The 22,708-nt window shown below is 42.7% G+C and carries 19 protein-coding genes; all 19 read right to left on the minus strand.

Annotated features, from left to right (window positions below):
• Window positions 1–200: 200 nt before the first annotated feature.
• Entirely contained in the window at window positions 201–1,535 is a 1,335-nt protein-coding gene (gene gdhA / locus LI162_RS10565) for an NADP-specific glutamate dehydrogenase (RefSeq protein ID WP_227156565.1), read from the minus strand.
• A 376-nt stretch (window positions 1,536–1,911) separates the two neighbouring features.
• A complete protein-coding gene (rpsU, locus tag LI162_RS10570) occupies window positions 1,912–2,088 on the minus strand; it encodes a 30S ribosomal protein S21 (protein WP_004054229.1) in 177 nt (58 codons plus the stop codon).
• A 203-nt stretch (window positions 2,089–2,291) separates the two neighbouring features.
• Entirely contained in the window at window positions 2,292–4,931 is a 2,640-nt protein-coding gene (gene alaS, locus LI162_RS10575; protein ID WP_020436275.1) for an alanine--tRNA ligase, read from the minus strand.
• A 100-nt stretch (window positions 4,932–5,031) separates the two neighbouring features.
• A complete protein-coding gene (locus LI162_RS10580; protein ID WP_055145635.1) occupies window positions 5,032–6,543 on the minus strand; it encodes a 4Fe-4S dicluster domain-containing protein in 1,512 nt (503 codons plus the stop codon).
• 13 nt (window positions 6,544–6,556) lie between these two features.
• On the minus strand, window positions 6,557–8,953 hold the full coding sequence (locus LI162_RS10585; protein ID WP_015529111.1) for a homocysteine S-methyltransferase family protein: 2,397 nt from the start codon (window positions 8,951–8,953) through the stop codon (window positions 6,557–6,559).
• 35 nt (window positions 8,954–8,988) lie between these two features.
• Window positions 8,989–9,639 carry a vitamin B12 dependent-methionine synthase activation domain-containing protein gene (locus LI162_RS10590; protein WP_015529110.1) on the minus strand — a complete coding sequence of 217 codons (651 nt, stop codon included), beginning with the start codon at window positions 9,637–9,639 and terminating at the stop codon, window positions 8,989–8,991.
• A 16-nt stretch (window positions 9,640–9,655) separates the two neighbouring features.
• Window positions 9,656–10,525, minus strand: coding sequence for a methylenetetrahydrofolate reductase [NAD(P)H] (gene metF, locus LI162_RS10595; protein ID WP_015529109.1), 870 nt, complete (start codon window positions 10,523–10,525; stop codon window positions 9,656–9,658).
• 64 nt (window positions 10,526–10,589) lie between these two features.
• Entirely contained in the window at window positions 10,590–12,038 is a 1,449-nt protein-coding gene (gene glgA / locus LI162_RS10600) for a glycogen synthase GlgA (protein WP_020436273.1), read from the minus strand.
• A 104-nt stretch (window positions 12,039–12,142) separates the two neighbouring features.
• On the minus strand, window positions 12,143–12,928 hold the full coding sequence (gene spo0A, locus LI162_RS10605) for a sporulation transcription factor Spo0A (RefSeq protein ID WP_020436272.1): 786 nt from the start codon (window positions 12,926–12,928) through the stop codon (window positions 12,143–12,145).
• Window positions 12,929–13,050: 122 nt separating this feature from the next.
• The gene (gene spoIVB, locus LI162_RS10610; protein ID WP_020436271.1) at window positions 13,051–14,139 is read right to left on the minus strand and encodes a SpoIVB peptidase; all 1,089 of its coding nucleotides are present in this window, start codon (window positions 14,137–14,139) and stop codon (window positions 13,051–13,053) included.
• Between the two features lie 90 nt (window positions 14,140–14,229).
• Entirely contained in the window at window positions 14,230–15,906 is a 1,677-nt protein-coding gene (gene recN / locus LI162_RS10615) for a DNA repair protein RecN (protein WP_020436270.1), read from the minus strand.
• A gap of 7 nt (window positions 15,907–15,913) precedes the next feature.
• Window positions 15,914–16,372: an arginine repressor gene (gene argR, locus LI162_RS10620; RefSeq protein WP_015529104.1), complete on the minus strand. Its 459-nt coding sequence runs from the start codon at window positions 16,370–16,372 to the stop codon at window positions 15,914–15,916.
• Between the two features lie 4 nt (window positions 16,373–16,376).
• On the minus strand, window positions 16,377–17,210 hold the full coding sequence (locus LI162_RS10625; RefSeq protein ID WP_020436269.1) for an NAD(+)/NADH kinase: 834 nt from the start codon (window positions 17,208–17,210) through the stop codon (window positions 16,377–16,379).
• Window positions 17,211–17,222: 12 nt separating this feature from the next.
• Window positions 17,223–18,029 carry a TlyA family RNA methyltransferase gene (locus LI162_RS10630; RefSeq protein ID WP_015529102.1) on the minus strand — a complete coding sequence of 269 codons (807 nt, stop codon included), beginning with the start codon at window positions 18,027–18,029 and terminating at the stop codon, window positions 17,223–17,225.
• Window position 18,030: 1 nt separating this feature from the next.
• Window positions 18,031–19,908 carry a 1-deoxy-D-xylulose-5-phosphate synthase gene (gene dxs, locus LI162_RS10635; protein ID WP_020436268.1) on the minus strand — a complete coding sequence of 626 codons (1,878 nt, stop codon included), beginning with the start codon at window positions 19,906–19,908 and terminating at the stop codon, window positions 18,031–18,033.
• Window positions 19,909–19,930: 22 nt separating this feature from the next.
• Complete coding sequence (locus tag LI162_RS10640; protein ID WP_227156567.1) at window positions 19,931–20,821, minus strand: polyprenyl synthetase family protein; 891 nt, start codon at window positions 20,819–20,821, stop codon at window positions 19,931–19,933.
• Window positions 20,811–21,035, minus strand: coding sequence for an exodeoxyribonuclease VII small subunit (gene xseB, locus LI162_RS10645; protein WP_015529098.1), 225 nt, complete (start codon window positions 21,033–21,035; stop codon window positions 20,811–20,813). The genes LI162_RS10640 and xseB overlap by 11 nt, the downstream gene beginning before the upstream one ends.
• A 13-nt stretch (window positions 21,036–21,048) precedes the next feature.
• A complete protein-coding gene (xseA, locus tag LI162_RS10650) occupies window positions 21,049–22,281 on the minus strand; it encodes an exodeoxyribonuclease VII large subunit (protein ID WP_020436267.1) in 1,233 nt (410 codons plus the stop codon).
• Window positions 22,278–22,697 carry a transcription antitermination factor NusB gene (gene nusB / locus LI162_RS10655; RefSeq protein ID WP_020436266.1) on the minus strand — a complete coding sequence of 140 codons (420 nt, stop codon included), beginning with the start codon at window positions 22,695–22,697 and terminating at the stop codon, window positions 22,278–22,280. Before nusB ends, xseA begins: the two co-directional genes overlap by 4 nt.
• Window positions 22,698–22,708 lie beyond the last annotated feature (11 nt).

A 22,708-nucleotide genomic window follows, 5' to 3' on the forward strand; every position in this document is an offset into this window, starting at 1 on the left:
CGTCATCACTCAACACGCATCAGACTCCTTTCCATTGAATATCTGTATATATATATTAACGGGTTATGCACTTAAAATGATTAAAAGATTCCTCATTTTTTTCATTTCAATGCATAAAGAAAAGTCCCATAAACATTGAGTTTACAGGACTTAACCATATCATATCTTATCTTATCTTATCTTATCTTAGAATTTCTTAATTAGCAAATACCCTGAGCTGTCATAGCATCTACAACCTTCTCAAATCCGGCAATGTTAGCACCTACAACGTAGTTGCCCTTGAATCCGTATCTCTCAGCTGCATCAACCATGTTGTGGCAGATGTTAACCATGATGTTTTTCAGTTTTGCATCAACTTCTTCGAATGTCCAGCTCAGACGCTCGCTGTTCTGGGACATCTCAAGTGCAGATGTTGCAACTCCACCGGCGTTAGCTGCTTTACCAGGTGCAAAGATAACACCATTCTCCTGCAGATACTCTGTAGCTTCGAGAGTTGTAGGCATGTTAGCACCTTCACATACTGCAATACATCCGTTTGCAACAAGTGCCTTTGCATCTTCAAGGTGAAGCTCATTCTGTGTAGCACATGGAAGAGCGATGTCAACTTTAACATTCCATACTCCTCTTCCTTCGTGATACTCTGAATTCGGACGGTAGTTCTTGTACTCTGTCAGTCTTGCACGTTTTACTTCTTTGATCTCTTTAAGAGCTGCTACATCGATTCCGTCCGGATCATATACCCATCCTGTAGAATCACTTGCTGTAACAACCTTAGCACCAAGCTGCTGTGCTTTCTGGATTGCGTAGATTGCAACGTTACCAGCACCGGAAACAGCAACTGTCTTACCTGCAAGTTCGATACCATTGAGTTTCAGAAGCTCATCTGTCAGATACAGAAGTCCATATCCTGTAGCTTCTGTACGAGCAAGAGATCCACCATAGGAAAGTCCTTTTCCTGTAAGAACTCCTTCATATAATCCACGGATTCTCTTGTACTGTCCGAACATATATCCGATCTCTCTTGCGCCTGTACCGATATCTCCTGCTGGAACATCAGTATCAGCACCAATATATTTGCAAAGCTCTGTCATAAAGCTCTGGCAGAATGCCATAACTTCTCTGTCAGATTTTCCCTTAGGATCGAAATCAGATCCCCCTTTACCTCCACCGATTGGAAGTCCTGTAAGGGAGTTTTTGAAAATCTGCTCGAAACCGAGGAATTTGATAATACCAAGGTTTACAGATGGATGAAGACGAAGACCTCCCTTGTACGGTCCAATTGCACTGTTGAACTGTACACGGTATCCTGTGTTAACCTGTACCTGACCCTTGTCATCTACCCACGGTACACGGAACTTAAACTGTCTCTCAGGCTCTACCAGTCTCTCAAGAAGAGCATCTTTACGGAATTTTTCTTCATTTGCTTCAATCACAACGCGAAGAGACTCCAGTACCTCTTTTACTGCCTGATGGAATTCCGGCTCTGCAGGATTCTTCTTTACAACTAAATCAATCACTTCATCAACGTATGACATCTTAATTACCTCCTAGAATAAATAGATTGGGATTCCTATCTCCCTGATACTATTGTATCTTTCGTCAACGGATGTCTTTTCTAAAAGAAAAAACAGACTGACAAGCAATCTGTTACCTCAGACACCGTTGTCTACTCGTTTATTTTATAAGCTAAATGAAAGATTGTCAATCATTAATTGCATTATTTTAAAGTTTTATCACTTTAAGTTGATAAAACTGCATGAACTAATGTATCAAATTGCAATTTTCAGCATATTTAAGGTTATATGTCGAGTAAACAGATCGGAAAATGGTGGTTTTTATATGTTAGGAAAGAACTTTCCTAACATATAAAAAACAGAGTACTGTTTCCAGTACTCTGTCCATTTGCACATATTAGTTATATTTACGTTTTCTAGCAGCTTCAGATTTCTTTTTACGTCTAACGCTTGGTTTCTCGTAGTGCTCTCTCTTACGAATCTCCTGCTGAATACCAGCCTTTGCACAGTTTCTCTTGAATCTGCGTAAGGCGCTATCTAACGTTTCGTTTTCTTTAACGATTACATTTGACATAGTCTCACACCTAACCTCCCCTCCAGCCTTGTATTGTGCATCATACGACTGTTCGGGTATATTTATTGCACTGGATATTATTATAACATATTTTTTCAAAACGTCAACTGCTTTTTATGATTTTTTATACTTTTTTCTCGCTTCTACCAAAAAGAGAATCTGCCACAGACAGATTCTCTTTACAATGACTTTATTTAATAGCTTTATTTAATCTGATCAGCCAGTGCTTCTTCTGCTTTTGCAAGTGCATCCGGGATTCCTGCTGGGTTCTTTCCACCTGCCTGAGCCATGTTCGGACGACCACCGCCGCCTCCGCCAACAAGACCTGCGATTGCTTTCACAAGATTTCCGGCATGTGCTCCCTGCTTCATTGCTCCGTCTGTTGCTGTAGCCATCAGGCTTACTTTTCCGTCATTTCCTGATGCAAGTACAACCACACCTTCGCCAAGCTTCTCTTTGAGCTGGTCTCCAAGGTCACGAAGTCCATTCATATCAACACCGTCAAGCTGTGCTGCAAGAAGCTTCACACCTTTTACTTCTTTCACCTGGTCAAGGATGTCTCCTGCTGCGCTCTGAGCCATCTTGCTCTTAAGACTCTCAACTTCTCCCTTCAGAGACTTGTTCTCTGCCTGAAGATGTGTGATCTTCTCTGCAAGATTCTCCGGAGTTGCTTTTACAAGCTGTGCTGCTTCTTTGAGAAGACGCTCCATCTCAGCATAGTAGTTCATAAGTCCTTCAGATGTCAGGGCTTCAATACGACGAACACCTGCTGCTACACCACTCTCAGAAATAATCTTCAGTGCTGTAATCTCTGATGTATTCTTAACATGTGTACCACCACAGAATTCAACGGAGAATCCACTCATATCTACGACACGTACAACATCACCGTATTTCTCACCAAACAGAGCCTGTGCTCCTGTCTTTCTTGCTTCCTCGATTGGAAGGTTCTTTGTCACAACTGCGAGGGCATTTGTGATCTGCTCATTCACAATTTCTTCAACCTTCTTCAGTTCCTCAGGTGTTACTGCTGAGAAATGTGTAAAGTCGAAACGAAGTCTGTCTGCATTTACAAAAGATCCTGCCTGCTCTACATGGCTTCCAAGTACTGTACGAAGTGCTTTCTGAAGCAGATGTGTTGCACTGTGGTTTCTTTCTGTAAGTGCACGGTTCTTTGCGTCAACTTCAAGAGTTACCGCATCACCAATCTTGATCATTCCTTTTACAACATGTCCTACATGTCCAACCTTTGTTCCTGCAAGGTGAATACAATCTTCTACAACAAACTCTCCATCGGCTGTACGAATCACACCTTTATCAGCTTCCTGTCCACCCATTGTTGCATAGAATGGAGTCTGCTCAACGATGATTGTTCCCTTTTCTCCATCAGAAAGTGCATCAACAACTTCTGTCTCTGTTGTAAGAGCTGTAACCTTAGAATCAAATGTCAGATTGTCATATCCGACAAATTCTGTCTCAAGTGCTGCATCCAGCTGATCGTATACAGAAACTTCTTTTCCTGTATAAGAATGAGTTCCGAATGTTCCTTCTGATTTCGCACGCTGTTCTTCCTGTGCTTTCTTGAATCCTTCCTCGTCATAAGTCAGCCCCTTTTCTTCCAGGATCTCACTTGTCAGGTCGATTGGGAATCCATAAGTATCATAAAGCTTAAATGCATTCTCTCCGGAAAGAACTTTCTCTCCATTCTTCTCCATCTCAGCTTCCATATCTGCAAGGATTGCAAGTCCCTGATCGATTGTCTTATTGAAGTTCGCTTCTTCTTTCGCAATTACATTAAAGATAAACTCTTTCTTCTCTTCCAGCTCCGGATATCCATCCTTGGAACCTTCAATTACAGTCGTTGCAAGCTTTACAAGGAATGCTCCGTCAATTCCGAGCAGCTTTCCGTGACGGCATGCACGTCTTAACAGACGGCGGAGAACATATCCACGACCGCTGTTAGAAGGTAAGATACCATCAGAAACCATAAATGTTACGGAACGAATATGGTCTGTAACAACACGCAGAGAAACATCTGTCTCATGATCTATTCCGTACTGCTTGCCGGAGAGGTTACATACATGATCTCTCAGTGCTTTCATTGTATCAATATCAAACATGGAATCTACATCCTGTACGATACAGGCAAGACGCTCAAGTCCCATACCTGTATCAATGTTCTTCTGGATCAGGTCTGTATAGTTGCCGTGTCCGTCATTGTTGAACTGGCTGAATACGTTATTCCAGATCTCCATGTAACGGTCGCACTCACATCCTACTGTACATCCCGGTTTTCCACATCCGTATTTTTCTCCACGGTCATAGTAAATCTCAGAACACGGACCACATGGACCTGAACCGTGCTCCCAGAAGTTATCTTCCTTACCAAAACGGAAGATACGTTCTGCCGGAATTCCCATCTTCTTATTCCAGATTTCGAACGCTTCATCATCATCTTCGTATACTGAAGGATATAATCTGTTCGGATCAAGTCCCACAACTTCTGTAAGGAACTCCCAGGACCACTCGATTGCTTCATTCTTGAAATAATCTCCAAAAGAGAAGTTTCCAAGCATCTCAAAGAATGTACCGTGACGTGCTGTCTTACCGACATTCTCGATATCTCCTGTACGAATACATTTCTGACATGTTGTCACTCTTCTTCTCGGCGGGATCTCCTGTCCTGTGAAATATGGTTTCAGCGGAGCCATTCCTGAATTGATCAGGAGAAGACTCTTATCATTATGTGGTACTAAAGAAAAGCTCTTCATTGCAAGATGTCCCTTGCTCTCAAAGAACTCCAAAAACATTTTTCTTAATTGGTTTACTCCGTATGGCTGCATACATCCATCCTCCTCTTTCGCTCATAAAAAGCCTATTCTGTAATATACCACAACAGCCTCCGTTTGTAAAGCGGAGGCCGGTTATTATCCTTATATTTACTTATTTCAGTTCAATTTCTTCCAGTTCTTTCGGTGGAAGTGCTCTGCTTGAGTTTTTGACATAAGCTGCGACATCCTTCTTCGCAGTCGGGATTGGAATATTCGTTCCAGCTCCTGCAATACATCCGCCAGGACATCCCATACCCTCGATCAGACATCCATTCATTCTTCCGGCTTTGGCAAGTGTCAGGATCTTCTTACATTCTGCCAGACCTTCCGCATGCTCAATATTAACCTGCGTTCCAGGGTAATACTCGTTAATACATTCTTCGATTGCCTTTGCAACTCCTCCTGCACAGGCGTATCCACGTCCGGCTCCTGTCGCATCATGGAAAGAAGACTCTGCCTCATAAGCTGTCAGATCAATTCCCTTCGCATCAAACATTGCCTGCAATTCTTCAAATGTAACAACGAAATCCACATCACTTCTCACAGTACGTCTGGAAGCTTCCAGCTTCTTTGCTGCACAAGGTCCGATAAATACAACCTTTGCATTCGGATGTTCCTGTTTGATTGTTCGTGCTGTTGCAACCATCGGAGTCAGTTCCTGTGAGATCTGATCGATCAGATCCGGGAAGAACTTCTTCGCAAGCATTGCCCAAGATGGACAACAGGATGTCAGAAGAAATGGAAGTTCTCCGGTTGTCACTTTATTCACATAATGATGTGCTTCCGCAATTGCTCCGATATCCGCTCCAAGAGCAACCTCATATGTCTCTGAAAATCCGAGTTCTTCAAGAGCTGCTTTGAAGTTTCTTACATTAATATTCGGTCCAAACTGACCAACAAATGCCGGTGCTACCTCAGCCACAATCTCTTCTCCTTCTGAAAGTGCACGAGCCAGCTGGAAGATCTGAGACTTGTCAGAGATCGCACCAAACGGGCAGCTTACCATACACATTCCGCAGGAAACACATTTGTCAGCATCAATATAAGCACGTCCTAATTTATCCGATGTAATTGCATTCACTCCACAAGCTTTCTTGCAAGGACGCTCCTTCTTGGCAATCGCATCGTATGGACAGACAGACTTGCACTTTCCACACTTGATACATTTATCCTGATCGATAAAGGATTTTCCATTCACCATGGAAATAGCGCCCCTCGGACAGACTTCCTGACAAGGATGTGCAAGGCAGCCCTTACATACATTGCTGACCTCGTATTTATTCTCCTCACAGCTCTCGCAGCCTGACGGAATCACCTGCATCAGCGGCGGCTCATAATATTTTTCAGAAATATTACTGGCCTCAACTCCCGCTGTCAAATGGACCGGCTTATTCTCCGGACGAAGGGAAAGTCCCATCGCAAGACGGAGTCTTTCTCTTACGACTGCTCTTGCACGATAAATGCTCTCACGGTATTTTACTTCTGAATCTTCTCCTACGATTTCATATGGAATTGCTTCCATATCTGCTACCAATGTCTCTGCATTTGCTTTAAATCCAAGCTTGGCAACTTCTGTAAATACCTGTCTTCGAATTGCACGAACCGGTGTCTGTAATCCTCTCATTTTTGATCTCCTCCTATTCTTCAGTTCCAAAAACTCTCTGTGCATAATGAACCGACTGCATGGCATCTTTGCCATAGAAATCAGCTCCTATCATATCTGCGTAGTCCTGATTCAGTACAGCGCCTCCTACCATCACAAGACAATGCGGAGCTTTCTCTCTAAGCTGTCTGATCGTCTCTTCCATACTTACGACAGTTGTTGTCATCAAAGCACTTAATCCTACCAGATGAATATCTTGTTCAAGTACTGTGTCAACAATTGTCTCCGGCGGAACATCCTTTCCAAGATCGATCACATCAAAGCTATAGTTTTCAAGCAGAACCTTCACGATATTTTTACCGATATCATGGATATCCCCTTTTACTGTAGCAAGAATGATCTTTCCTTTCTTCTCCTGAACTTCTCCGCTGCTATCCATTTTCTCTTTAAGCACCGCAAATGCTGTCTTGGCCGCTTCAGCACTCATCAGTAGCTGAGGCAAAAAGACTGTTCCCTTCTCAAATCCTTCACCTACCGTATTCAGTGCCGGGATCAGCTCTTCGTTAATGATCTCCAGACCATCTTTCTCCTGAATCATCTCAGATGTAATGCTGTTCGCCTCTTCACGAAGCCCTCTTTCAATTGCACTTTTCAGTGTCATCTTGTGAGCTGAACCTGTTGCGGAAACCGGAGCTGTTCCCGGCTGCTGTGCATATTTATTAATATAATTCTCACAGTTGCTGTCCAGATTCATTAACGCATGGTATGCATACCATGCCTTCATCATATCCTCCGAGTTCGGATTGATAATTCCAACGCTCAAACCATTCTGCATTGCCATCGTATAAAAGATGGAGTTTACAATCGGTCTGCTTGGGAGACCGAAAGAAATATTTGATACACCAAGCACAGTACACACACCAACTTCGTCACGAAGTCTGCGAAGTGTCTCAAGTGTCACCTTTGCTCCTTCCGGTTCTGAACTGATCGTCATTGCCAGGGCATCAATTACAATATCTTTCTTCTCGATACCGTATTTTGCTGCCTCTGCGATAATCTTCTTCGCAATCTGTACACGTCCCTCGGCTGTTGCCGGGATTCCGTCTTCATCAAGTGCCAGGCCGATCACAACACCGCCATACTTCCGGATCAGTGGGAATACTGCATCCATTGACTCCTGCTTTCCACTGACTGAATTGACCATCGCCTTACCATTGTAAATGCGAAGTGCATTCTCCATCGCAACCGTATCAACCGTATCAATCTGAAGCGGAAGATTCGTCACACTCTGAAGTTCCTGAACAACTTCCTTCATCAATGTCGGCTCGTCAATATCCGGAAGTCCTACGTTAACATCCAGAATATGTGCACCGTTATCCTGCTGTGCAATTCCTTCTTTTAAAATATAATCAAGATCATGTTCCTTAAGCGCCTGTTTAAAGCGTTTCTTTCCGGTTGGATTAATACGCTCACCAATAATCTTTGATCCGGTTCCAAGGAACACACTCTGTCCATAAGAAGATACTACAGTATAACTTTTCTTCTCAATCGGCTTCACCGGAATGTCTTTACACTGCTTCACCATCTCTGCAATATGTGCAGGAGTTGTTCCGCAGCATCCCCCGATCACAACTGCCCCAAGATCAACAACATGACGCATAACAGAAGCAAATTCTTCCGGAGAAACATCGTAATAAGTTTCTCCGTCTTTCTGCTTAGGAAGACCTGCATTCGGTTTGACGATCACAGGCACAGAGGAGTACTTCATGATCTGCTCCAGGATCGGCAGCATCTGCTCCGGTCCCATTCCACAGTTGATTCCAAGAGCATCAATCCTTAATCCTTCAAGCATTGCCACAACAGACGGAACATCTGCTCCGGTCAGAAGCTTTCCACGCTCGTCAAAAATCGTCGTAGCGAAAACCGGAAGAGATGTATTCTCTTTCGCCGCAAGTACTGCTGCCTTCAGTTCATAAGTGTCACTCATGGTCTCAATATGGATCAGATCCGCACCGGCTTTCTCTCCGAGGATCATAACTTCTTTGAATGTCTCATATGCTGTCTCGAAGTCCAGATCACCCATCGGTTTTAAAAGCTTTCCTGTCGGTCCGACATCCAGTGCTGTGTAGATTCTTCTTCCACCACTTGCCTCTTCAGCCGCATCCTTCACATGCCTGATCGCAAGACGGATAATTTCTTCCAATGGAAAATCATCGCAATGGAATTTCAATGCATTCGCTCCAAATGTGTTTGCAAGTACAATATCACTTCCTGCTGAAATATATTGTTTGTGAATGTTTTTGATCTCATCCGCATGTGTAACGTTCCACGTCTCCGGTAACTCTCCCGGCTGAAGTCCCTTTGCCTGAAGCAAGGTTCCCATTCCGCCGTCAAAATATAATAACTCTTTTCCCAGGCGTTCTCGTATCATCTTCTTGTATCAATCCTTCCTCTCTTATCTCTTGCTTATCGTCGGTATTCACAATCTTTTTTTGTACAGACCTCACATCCTGAGATTGGACATCTGTCCTTCTGTGTACTGATTCCAATTACTGCTGTTACCGACTTTGTTGGTGTCATCATAAAGCTGTCTGTCAAAGTCAACCCGATTGTCTTTGCACAATTCAACATTCGTACGACTGGTTCCTGATAACAGATATCAAAATCTCCATATCCGGGACTGAATCTCGGTCTTAAATACAAATGTTCTTCTTCAAGCTCTGCCGCAATCTTCTTCTGACACTCATCACAATATTCTTCTAACATTGCTGCTGCACAAGACTGCAAAATAACTGCTCTTGCCATATCTGTCAAAGAAATCCTGCGCATCAGCCGGTCAACTCCGGCGCCAAGTGTTGCTCCAAAAAGAACAACCTGACGGCATCCTTTCAGATTTCTACTCAGGCTCTTACTTCGAATCTCCATCTGTCCAATAACCAGTCTTCCGTCATCTGTATGATTCAGATCAAAAATTTGGCAGATGGACTTAGGCCCTGCTTCCTGTTCCAGGTCTTTGAAAGACTGTTGGATCAGTTCCAAGGTTCGTTCATCTGCCTCATTTTTTCCAAATCCCAGATAACGAACTGCTTCACGTACTCTCTTCTCTGTCTCTATCATCTGGTCATTCACTTTCTTAACACTTGATAATCTCGGAAAGATTATTCATAATCGCAATTGCGATCTCTGGCTTATTCATAGAATAAATATGAATATTATTCACACCGTTCGCAAGAAGGTCAATAATCTGATCTGTCGCATAAGCAATTCCCGCCTGCTTCATCGCCTCCGGAGAACTTCCGAAGCGATCTAATATTGCAAGAAATCTTCTCGGAAATACTGTTCCGGAAAGTTCCTGGCTTCGCTTCATCTGAGCAGCACTGGTAATCGGCATGATTCCCGGCAGAACCGGAACTGTGATTCCTGCTTCTCTGATTCTGTACAGGAAATTATAATGGATATCATTATCAAAGAACATCTGTGTTGTAAGGAAATCAACTCCACTGTCTACCTTCTGTTTCAGATAACGGATATCATCCTCTTTATGTTCCTGCTCCACATGTCCTTCCGGATAACATGCTGCACCAATACAGAAATCCCCATGTTTCTTGATTTCCTGTACCAGTTCATAAGCATAATGGAATCGATCTCCATCAGGGAATGTCATGCCTTCCGGAATATCTCCTCGTAAAGCGAGAATATTCTCGATTCCATGAGCCTTCAGGTTTTCAATCACCTCTCCAACTTCTTCTTTTGTGGATGAAGCACATGTCAGATGTGCAAGACTCATCACTCCAAGATCGTCCTTAATATGGGATGCGATCTTCGCTGTGTTCTTGCTTGTTCCGCCACCGGCTCCATAGGTTACGCTGATATAAGATGGGTTCAGTTTGGCAATCTCATCTGTTGCTGATAATACTTTGTCAAATCCTGCATCTGTCTTCGGCGGAAACACCTCAAAAGAAATGTGGATGCCTTTCTGGTTCAGTTTGTCAATAATTTTCATCGGGTCTGTTACTCCTTGCTCTTGTGTTACTCTTGTATTACTTCTTTGTTACTTCTTATAATTCTTATTCTCCGATCAGACTTCTGTACAGATCTTCATACTGTCTTGCAGAATTCATCCATGAGAAATCCTGAGTCATCGCGCGCTCGATCATCTTGTTCCAGTCACGTTTCTTATCATAATAGATTCTTTCTGCATAACGTACAGTGTTCAACATCTCATGTGCATTATAATTAGAGAAACTGAATCCTGTACCTGTCTTCTCAAACTCATTGTACGGTTCTACAGTATCTTTCAATCCTCCTGTCTCACGAACGATCGGAAGTGTTCCGTATCTCAGACTCATCAGCTGGCTGAGTCCGCATGGCTCGAATAAGGATGGCATAAGGAATGCATCACATCCGGCATAAAGTCTGTGAGAAAGATCATCGGAATAGAAAATATTCGCTGAAACCTTTCCTGCATACTTCCATGCAAAGTGACGGAACATATTCTCATATTTCGGATCTCCTGTTCCAAGTACTGCAATCTGCACTGCATCCTGACACATCTCATCCATCATATAATCGATCAGATCAAATCCTTTCTGGTCTGTCAGACGGGAAACGATTCCGATCAACATTACATGATTGTCTTTATCCAGTCCAAGTTCTTCCTGAAGAGCGGCCTTATTCACCGGTTTGTTTTTCCGGAAATTCTCAACATTAAATGTCTTTGCGATTCTATGATCTGTATCCGGATTCCAGTCATTGTAATCCAGACCATTCACAATACCGCAAAGATCATTTGATCTTGCTGCCATCAGTCCGTCAAGACCTTCTCCATAGAACGGTGTCTTGATCTCTTCTGCATAGCTGTGGCTTACTGTTGTCACCTTATCTGCATAAACAATACCGCCTTTGAGCATATTAGCATCTTTGTATGCCTCAAGCTTATCCGGAACGAAATAATAATCCGGAAGTCCTGTAATTCCCTGTACAGTCTTTGTATCCCATACCCCCTGGAACTTCAGGTTATGTATTGTCATAACTGTCTTGATTCCTCTGTAATATTCTCCAAAGAAGCGGAAATTATCCAGATATACCGGAATCAGACCTGTCTGCCAGTCATGACAGTGAATCAGATCCGGACGGAACCCAATGACCGGAAGAATACTTAAAACTGCCTTACAGAAGAAAGAGAATTTTTCAATATTCCACTTCGGATCTCCATCATATGGAGCAAATCCTGAAAAATAAAATTCATTATCAATGAAATAAAATGTAACTCCATTTAATTCTGTCTTAAAGATTCCGACATAGCGATTCTCTCCTGCAAAATCCATGTAGAAGTTTGTGATATACTCCAAGCGCTCTACCCACTCCTGTTTCATACACATGTACTTAGGTAAAACTACACGGCAGTCATATTTCTCTTTATCAAAATCTTTTGGAAGTGAACCTACAACGTCAGCAAGACCCCCGGTCTTTATAAATGGTACACATTCTGATGAAGCGAACAAAATGTTTTTCATACTTAGATCCTCCACTTTCACTTGCCCTCTTTCGGCAATTACTTATAAAATATTATACCGCATTTTTATCATAATGCAAAGGATTTCTCATTGTATTTTACTTCTTATTTTCCATGCCTGTATTCCAATTGTATTGTATCTGCGATCAAAGCAATAAATTCAGAATTTGTCGGTTTCCCTTTTCCATTGCTTACTGTATACCCAAAAAGTTCATCCAGAGTGTCCAGCTTTCCTCTGCTCCATGCCACTTCAATCGCATGTCGGATCGCACGTTCTACTCTGCTTGATGTTGTCTGATACTTCTTTGCAACGGTTGGATACAGGATCTTTGTGATTGCATTGAGCACATCCATATCATCTACCGCCATCATAATCGCATCTCTCAGATAATGATACCCCTTAATATGAGCCGGTATTCCGATCTCATGCAGCATATTTGTCACTCGTGTCTCCAGACTTTCTCCTCTGTTATCAGATGCCGCCTCAGAGCTTCTTGTTTCCATACCGTGTGACATCCGCCCCGCACTTCGGATTCGTTCTAACAACATCTCATTTTGAAACGGTTTCATCATATAGTAATTTGCACCTTTATTAAAAGCATCTTCTGTAATCTTTTCTTGCCCAACTGCTGTGATTACGATAAAATACGGATGCTTGCTGACAGTTTTGTCATGATTGATCCGATCCATGACCGTCAATCCATCCATTTTCGGCATAATCAGGTCGAGAAGAACAACATCCGGCTGTTTATCTTTGATGATCTGACACATCTCTTCACCATTTTTCGCCTTTCCGACCAGATTCATGTCTTTTTCCATCCCGATCACACGATCCAAAAGATCCAAAATTTTCTGGTTATCATCAGCAATGGCTATTTTCAAATGTTCCATCTTCTTCTCTCCTTTTTCTGAGAACGTTTGTCTTGTTACACCACTCGTGTATTATATTCCAGCTTTTTTGTCGTATTCAAGAAAATCTTGCAGTAGTATTTCGACATCCTTTTCGACCCTTTTCACGATTCTTCCTCTTTCAACATATTTTCAATAAAAATACCGTATCCTTTTGTCGAATCCTGTACAAACACATGTGTCACAGCTCCGATCAGTTTTCCATTCTGAATGATGGGACTCCCGCTCATTCCCTGAATAATGCCCCCTGTCTTTTCCAGCAATTCCGTATCTGTCACCTGAATTACCATTCCTTTGTTTACCTGGTCGGATTCTTTGTCAATTTGTGTTATACAGATTGTGTATTCTTTCACCTCACCATCAATGTAGCAGCGAATCCTTGCCTCTCCTGTCTTTATTTCCTCTTTTTTTGCTACCTGTATCGGAACTTCCTCTCCTATCCAGCTTCTGTCTGAATTTAATTCTCCATAAATACCCGCATCCGTATTTTTCTCAATCACTCCAAGCTGATGAAACCGATTATAAACAATAATCCCTTCCATTGTTCCGGGATTCCCTTTGCTTCCCTTTTGCACTTTCTGAATACTGGTTCTATAAAGCGTTCCTCTTTTGATCGTAAGAAGTGTACTTGTATCAATATCATGAATACCATGTCCCAGTGCTGCGAACCTGTTATTTTTTGTCAAAAATGTGATCGTCCCAAGTCCCTGTACATTATCTCTTACCCAGATTCCAAGGCGATAATTTCCTTTTGAAATCTGCACAGGAGTCAATTTCTTTTCTAATATCGTATTTTCACGTCTGACTGTCAGAAGGACCTTCTCTCCATCCAGATGTTCCACCAGATCCATCAACTGTTTTTTCCCCTCAATCTTCTGGTGATTCACTTCCGTAATATAATCACCGGAACTCACTACACCCTGTGCAGGTGTATATTCCTTCCTATCCATCCCCGTCATTTTCTCCGTGTCTAAAACCAGTACACCATCCGTTTCCATATAAATTCCAACCGGCATTCCTCCAAGCAGAACCGTATCGTCTTCCTTTTCCGCAGCCAGACTTTCCACTTCCCGACCACTGACTTCCGTATTTTCCATAAATCCTGTAATCTGTGCACAGCCACATAACATCAATAAGCAGAACATAAACAACAGACCTGTCCTGCTCATATTCCTTTTCCTGCGTTCTTTCATGATCCACACTCCTCTCTTGCAAATATTAAAAGCAGATGCTGTTTGCATCTGCTCTTAGTATGTGTGGATCTTCTTCTTTTCACACTGGTATTATTTTTCTCTTTTTGCCAGTTCCTTCATTTCTCTGGCACTGTCTATGATTCCATCTGTTACATTTGCTCCACCAAGTAGCCTTGCAAGCTCTGCAACAGAGTCTTCCTGATCAAGTCTCTCGATCTGTGTTCTCACAGAATTATCTTCTGCCTCTTTATGAATACAAAAATGAACATCTGCTGCTGCTGCGATCTGTGAAAGATGTGTAATACAAATTACCTGACGGCTCTTTCCGATCAACTGCAGTCTCTCTCCGACACGACCTGCTGTGATTCCTGATATTCCACTATCAATCTCATCAAATATCAAAGTCGGTGTATCTTCTTCATCTGCAAGTACGGTCTTGATTGCAAGCATAATACGGGATAGCTCTCCTCCGGATGCTACATCCCCCAGTGGACGCACAGGTTCTCCCGGATTAACCGACAGATAAAACTCTGCATCATCTTTTCCTTGTGCAGAATAACTTTTTGCTTCTGTCAAACGAATTTCAAAACGTGCATCCAGGAAATTCAGTTCCGACATCTGATGAACAATTTCCTCGGCAAATTTAACTGCGTTTTGTTCACGCACTTCATGCAGTTCCATCGCAGCCTTTTCCATCTGCTTTTCTGCTTTTTTCTGTTTCTCCAAAAGTTCCTGCATAAAAGAATCGTAATCTTCCAGTTCCGATAGTCTCTGTCTTTTTTCCTTACAATATGCAAGGATATCACTGACAGTGTTTCCATATTTTGCCTTTAAATGATTCACTTCATTCAGGCGGGACTCAACTTCTGAAAACTCTTCTTCCGAATATTCAAAACTCTTTGCATATTCTGCCAGATCCCGGTTGAAATCATTCAGCAGACTATCGATCTCCACGATCTGATCATAAAGCTGGCTTCCCTTTTCATCAAAAGATGCTGCTTCCTGAAGGCTTCGGATTGCACGGCTTAAGTAATCACTTGCATTTCCACGTTCGTCCTCTGCAGTATACTGATACGCTTCTGCAACTCCTTCTGTGAGTTTTCTGCTATCTGTCATCTTGCGATACTGTTCTTCTAAAAGTTCATCTTCACCTTCTTTAAGAGCTGCTTCTTCAATCTCATTCACTTCAAATTCAGCAAGAGAAAGTTCTCTTCTTCGGCTCTCTTCATCCAGCGAAGATTGTTCCACCTTCTTACATACTTTCTTCCATTCCTGATAGCAGGAAGCCATTTTTTCTTTTAACGGATCCGTCTGTTCCTTCCCATAAAGATCAAGCAGTGTTAAATGATTCTTTCGATGAAGCAATGTCTGATTATCATGCTGTCCATGAATATCGATCAAAAGACTGGCTACATCTTTAAGGACGCTCATGTTCACTGTCTCACCATTAATCTTACTGACACTTCGGCCTTCTAAAAGGCGGCGGCTCAATGTCAGATATCCGTCTTCCGGATAAATGTCCAAGGCCTCCAGCTTCTTTAAAATCTTTTCTTCTTTGATGTGAAAAGTAAGTTCTACCAATCCACTTTTTGCCCCGTTTCGAAGCATCTGTGCATTGTATTTTCCACCCAGTGCAAGCGTAACAGAGCCAAGAAGGATTGACTTTCCTGCTCCGGTTTCACCGGTCAGAATATTCAATCCTTCCCCAAACTCTACTTCTGTTTCATCAATCAAAGCAAGATTTTTCACATACAGATTCTGTAACATATATCACCTATGCTTTCCTTGAAACCAATTTCCTTATATTCTCCATTACTACAGCTGTATCTTCAACTGTACGAATTGCGCACATGATCGTGTCATCTCCCGCAATACATCCGACCACTTCATTCCATTTCATTGCATCTACTGCAGCAGCAACCGCCATTGCCATTCCGGCAACTGTTTTGATCACAAGGATATTCTGTGCCATATCCATGGAAACAAATCCGTCACGAAGCACACGGATATATTTTTCGTTCATTCCGTCATCTTCCTGTCTATGGACAATATACTTCTGACGCCCACCGTTTACAGACAACTTTGTCAGCTTCAGATCTCTGATATCTCTGGAGACAGTTGCCTGTGTGACCTTGAAGCCGGCATTATTCAGATATTCTGCCAGTTCCTCCTGCGTCTCTATGTCATACTGACTGATCAATTCAATTATCTTTGCATGTCGGCTCACTTTCATAGTATCAATTTCCTTTCATCTTCTCGCGCATTGTTATCATAAAACTTTCTTCACTTAATTTTACAAGATGCGCTTTGGCATCTGATTTTCTGATCTTCACTCTGTCTCCGCTAACCAATTGTCTCTGTACAGCACCGTCATAACATAAAGCTACTTTCTCCTGCCTTCCATAACGGCCCTCGCAAATCTCAACTTCAACATCATCCTCTGCTGAAAGCACCACACTGCTCGTGTTAAGTGCATGGGAACAGATTGGAGTGATAACTATCAGACTTGCTGTTGGCTCTACCACCGGCCCACCTGCGGAAAGATTATATCCTGTACTTCCCGTCGGTGTACAGATGATCACACCGTCTGCCTGATATGTGTTCAACAATGTCCCATTCACATATACATTAAACTGAACAATACGAAGATTCCCTTCTCTTGTCAGGACGATATCATTTACCGCCAGATCTTTTTCACCGGATGACATTGTCCCCTCCAACATCATACGTTTCTCAACTTTAGGCTCTTCCTCGCAAAGTCTGTCAATCGCAGATTTATAATCTTTCAATTCTACATCTGCCAAATACCCCAACGTTCCGATATTGATTCCAAGAAGCGGAAGTTTATTTCCTTCAAGGTCACGTATTGCACGGATCAGAGTTCCATCCCCACCTAAAACCAGTCCGCAATCAACGTTCTCTGGAATCGTTCCCGGAACAATAAATCCTTCCTCGTCCTTTTGCGCAAGAATAACACGTTTGCCTTTTCTCTCAATATAATCTTTTATCTCAATCGTAACAGAATAATCTCTGTCTTTTAATTGATTTGTTATGATATAAAAAGATTCCATACCATCACCTTTTTACTTTGCCAGAGCAGCGAATGCTTCATCCACTACCTGATCCAGTTCCTTTGTCTCAATCTTTGCTTCCTCTTCCGGACATTTCTTCAAATGTACAAGGTATTCGATATTTCCTTCTGGTCCCTTGATTGGAGAGAATGTGATCTCAAGTACAGAAAATCCGATTGATACCGCAAATTCTGTCACTTTCTCGATTACTTCATGATGTGTACTCTTTTCTCGCACAACACCTTTCTTTCCAACCTTCTCACGTCCTGCTTCAAACTGTGGTTTGATCAATGCTACGATCTCTCCATCATCTGTCAGATACGCTCTGATTGCACCAAGCACTTTTGTGAGAGAGATAAACGAAACATCAATCGACGAAAAATCAACAGGTTCTCCAAGATCTTCCGGAGTCACATAACGGATATTCGTCTTCTCCATACATACCACTCTCGGATCCTGACGCAGCTTCCAATCCAGCTGTCCTCTTCCCACATCGATGGCAAATACTTTCTTTGCTCCATTCTGAAGCATACAGTCTGTGAATCCGCCAGTGGAAGATCCAACATCTGTACAGACCTTTCCATCTACTGTCACATGGAATTCTTTCATTGCTTTCTCAAGCTTAAGACCTCCACGGCTCACATAGGGGAGAACATGTCCGCGTACCTCAATATTTACCTCCTCTGGAAATGTTGTTCCGGCCTTATCTTCTCTCTGACCTTCTACAAATACATTTCCTGACATAATAATTGCTTTTGCTTTTTCTCTGGAATCCGCCAGATTTCTCTTTACAAGCAATACATCCAAACGTTCTTTCATGTTACTTTTCTTCCTTTATTCTCTGATCATCTGCAATGACCTTTTTTACAATACTCTCTCTGTCGAGACCAACTTCTTTTCTTAAGACATCTACATTTCCATGTTCAACATAATCATCTGAAATACCGATTGTGCAAACTTTCAATGGGATACCCTCGCGCATCACAAAATCTTCTACCTGCTCACCAAATCCACCTGTAAGCACATTTTCCTCAATTGTCACAAGGATCCTGTGATTTCCTGAAATCTTCCGGATCCTCTCTGTATCCAGAGGTTTCACAAATCTTGCATTGATCAGACTACACTGATACCCTGCTGCCTTAAGATCCTCACGCACCTGTTCTGCAAGGAAAGACATATGTCCGACAAACATTACCGCGATCTCACTCTCTTCATATAGAAGTTCGCTCTTTCCATATTCGATCGGAGCACGGAATTCCTTCAGTCCTTCATATGCTTCTCCTCTTGGATAACGAAGTGCAATCGGATACTGGAAACCTACTGCAAAGCGCACCATATCCGCCATCTCCCAACGGTTCTTTGGTGACAGGATTGAAAGATTCGGGATCAATGATAAAAATGATAAATCAAAGACTCCCTGATGTGTCTCTCCGTCACTTCCAACAAGACCTGCGCGGTCTACTGCGATCACAACCGGCAGATTCTGAAGACAGACATCATGAATCGTCTGGTCAAACGCTCTCTGTAAGAAAGATGAATACACCGCAAAAACAGGCTTCATTCCCCCAGCAGCAAGTCCTGCTGCAAATGTCATCGCATGCTCTTCTGCAATTCCTACATCAAAGAATCTTTCCGGAAATAGCTTTGCGAATCTGGAAAGTCCGGTTCCGTCTGCCATCGCTGCAGTAATAGCTACAACCTTCTTGTCCTTCTTTCCGATATCTGCAAGCACTTTGGAAAAAATATCTGTATAAGAATCCTTCCCCGACCCTCCGATCGTTTCTCCTGTTGTCACATCAAAAGGTCCCGTTCCATGGAATTTTGACGGATTCGTCTCTGCCGGAAGATAACCTTTTCCCTTCTTCGTCACAACATGTACAAGAACTGCATGATTTACCCGTTTTGCTTCATTCAATGTCTTTATTAATGTCTTCAGATCATGTCCGTCTACAGGACCCAGATATGTGATTCCCATATCCTCAAAAAACATTCCCGGAACAAATAATTGTTTGATCCCGCTCTTCGTCTTCTTCACCTGATGGACGATCCGTTCTCCCCTGCCGGGAATCCTCTTGATCGTATCTTCGACACCTCTCTTCAGGTCTGAGTATACCTGTGTCGTCCGAAGCCCATTCAGGTAATTTGACATACCACCAACATTCTTGGAAATGGACATCGTGTTATCATTGAGTACAATGATAAAATTACTTTTCAATCTGGAAGCGTTATTCAATGCTTCATATGCCATACCGCCGGTCATAGAACCATCTCCGATCACAGATACAACGTTATAATGCTCCTGTTGAAGCTCTCTTGCGGCCACATAACCAAGCCCTGCTGAGATTGAAGTTGAACTGTGTCCTGTATCAAACGCATCACATTTGCTTTCTTTTCTCTTAGGGAATCCACTCATTCCTCCGTATTTTCTAAGATCATCAAATCCTTCTTTTCTTCCTGTCAGAAGCTTGTGTGTATAAGACTGATGTCCCACATCCCAGATCAGTTTATCCTCCGGGAAATGAAGTACTTTATGCAATGCCATCGTAAGCTCAACAACTCCGAGATTGGATGCCAGATGTCCTCCGGTCACACTGATCTTTTCGATCAGAAACCGCCGGATCTCATCCGATAATTCTTTCAGCTCTTCCTCTGTCAGTTCTTTTATATCGTTGGCCTTTTGAATCTTTTCAAGTGCCATAAGTTCCTCCTCACCGACAATCTTATTTTTCTCTATATACAAGAGATTTCAAAAGCTGCTCAAGGAAATTATCCCCGGCAGGGAACTTTTTCAGTTCATCGATTGCTTCTTCTGTCATACGTTCCACATCTTTATGAGCCTGTTCGATTCCTTTAAGTGTTACATATGTTGTCTTTTCATTCTTCTCATCACTATGTACCGGCTTGCCCAGCTGCTCTGTCGTGCTTGTCACATCCAGAATATCGTCCTGGATCTGGAATGCCATTCCGATCTTTCCTGCGATTTTCTGCATACTCTTTACATCTTCTTTTGATGCTCCCGCAAGGATTGCTCCAATCATCATAGCAGACTCGATCAGTGCACCTGTCTTCAGTCTGAAAATAAAATCAAGAACTTCCTCATCAATCTGATGTCCGGATTCTTTCACATCTACAACCTGTCCACCGATCATACCATAGATTCCGGCCTTTCTTGCCAGAACTCTCATCGCTTGTCCGATTCTAAGGCTTTCCTCCGGAAATTGCTCAAATGCCTTGCATGCTGTCTCAAATGCATAGTTTAAAAGTGCATCACCCGCAAGGATTCCCATATCCTCTCCATAAACGATATGTGTCGTCTTTCTTCCTCTACGGTACTCATCATTATCCATTGCCGGGAGATCATCATGAACCAGTGAATAGGTATGGATCATCTCCATTGCTGCCATAAACGGATAAATCACTTCTGTCTCTCCACCAAACAGACGGTATGTTTCCATCATCAGCATTGGGCGAAGGCGCTTACCTCCTGCCATCAGACTGTATTCCATTGCTTCCATGATCACACTCTGATATCCGTTTGCTTCCGGAAGATATTCTCTGAGTATCGCTTCAATTTCTTCTACTTTTTCTTTCTGTTCTTCTTTAAAATTCATGACTCTCTCCATTCTCATCCAAGGCGAGAACTTTCTTTTCCACATCGTTAATTGTACGATTACAACACTTCACAAGTTCCATGCCTTCCTGATATAAATTAAAAGAATCTTCAAGAGAAAGCTCCTCTCCTTCCAGTCCGCCAATGACGCGATCCAGTCTCTCAAATAACTCCTCAAGACTTGCAGCCTGTTCTATCTTCTTCGTGTCTTTCATCATTTCCTCCCGGTTACTGTTTATGGGAACTTTGTCCTCTTTCCCCTTCTAGTTTTACAGTGTCTGTAACGTAAGTCTCAATCTGTCCATCCGTTACATAAATCTGCAACAAATCTCCTTCTCTTACCTGATCTGTTTTCTTTATATTCTGTCCTTGTGCATTGCAGACATAAGAATATCCCTGACTTAATTTCTCAAGTGGAGACAATCCCTTCATCCGTTCTGCACAAAGTGCGAGTCTGTGCTTTTCTTTTGTCAGATGCCGCTCCATAAGCGAGCGCAGTGTATTCTCAGCGTCAACCGTTCTTTGTCTCTTCTCATTGAGTTTCTGTCTTGGATGAAGTGTCTGAAGTTTCAATCTGCTGTGTTCCAGATGCATACGCTCGTTTAGCAGCTTCTGATTTATTGCTCTTCGAAGTAAACTCTCACAATTAAGAATCTGTTCTTTCACTTCAGAATATTCATACACTGCAAGCTCTGCCGCTGCAGATGGTGTCGGTGCTCTCAGATCTGCCACATAATCGGCAATCGTTGTATCTGTCTCATGTCCGACTGCAGAGATCACCGGAACGCGACAGTCAAAAATTGCACGCGCAACAGCCTCCTCATTGAATGCCCACAGATCTTCAATGCTTCCTCCGCCTCTTCCGACGATCATGACATCCACCTGCTTCTCTTCCAGCATACGGATTCCTTTCACGATGCTGCTCACGGCGCCATCACCCTGTACCAGTGCAGGATAAAGCAGGATCTGGACAAATGGATTCCTTCTCTTTGCCACATTGATGATATCTCTGATCGCTGCTCCTGTCGGTGCGGTCACAACCCCGATCGTACGTGCATAGCGTGGAACCGGCTGTTTGTACTCTGCTGCAAACATTCCCATCTCTTCGAGTTCTTTCTTCAGTGCCTCGAATCTTTCATACAAAAGTCCCGCACCGTCCAGAATGATCTCTCTTGCGTACAGCTGATACTTTCCATCCCGCTCATAGACACTGACCGCCCCCAGCACTACTACCTGCTGTCCTTCCTCCATATGAAAAGAAAGCCCAGACCTTGAGCCTGCGAACATCACGCAGGCTATCGTGCCGGACTCGTCTTTCAATGAAAAATATATATGCCCTGATGTGTGGTACTTTAAATTAGACACCTCACCCTTTACATAGATTCGGTTCAGCATGAAGTCCTGGGTGAACATATTCTTAATATAAGAATTAACCTGCTTCACCGTATAGACATTTTTCATTCTTTCGTCTCTTCCAGTGAACGCGCAATCTTGCCAAGTACTCCGTTAATAAATGACGGAGCCTCATCTGAACTGAACATCTTTGCCAGTTCTACTGCCTCGTTAATCGCAACTCCTACCGGTACCTCGTCATCCCACTTCATCTCATATACCGCAAGTCTCAGAATGGACAGATCTACTTTGTTCATTCTTGTCGTCTTCCATCCCTTTGCATTGGCATTGATCAGTTCATCAATCTCTTCTGTCTTCTCAAGTACTGCCGCATATTTTCTCTTAATATATTCTTTATCCTTATCCGCTGCATCTTCCAGTGTAGAAAAATAGTATTCAATCTGCTCCGGCATCTCCTGCGGATCATTAAATTCTATCTGAAACAACATCTTGAAAATGTGCTCGCGAAGTTCTTTTCTAACCATGTTGGCTGATT

The sequence above is a fragment of the Mediterraneibacter sp. 210702-DFI.3.120 genome (genome assembly GCF_020561005.1).
Lineage (GTDB): Bacteria > Bacillota > Clostridia > Lachnospirales > Lachnospiraceae > Mediterraneibacter > Mediterraneibacter faecis.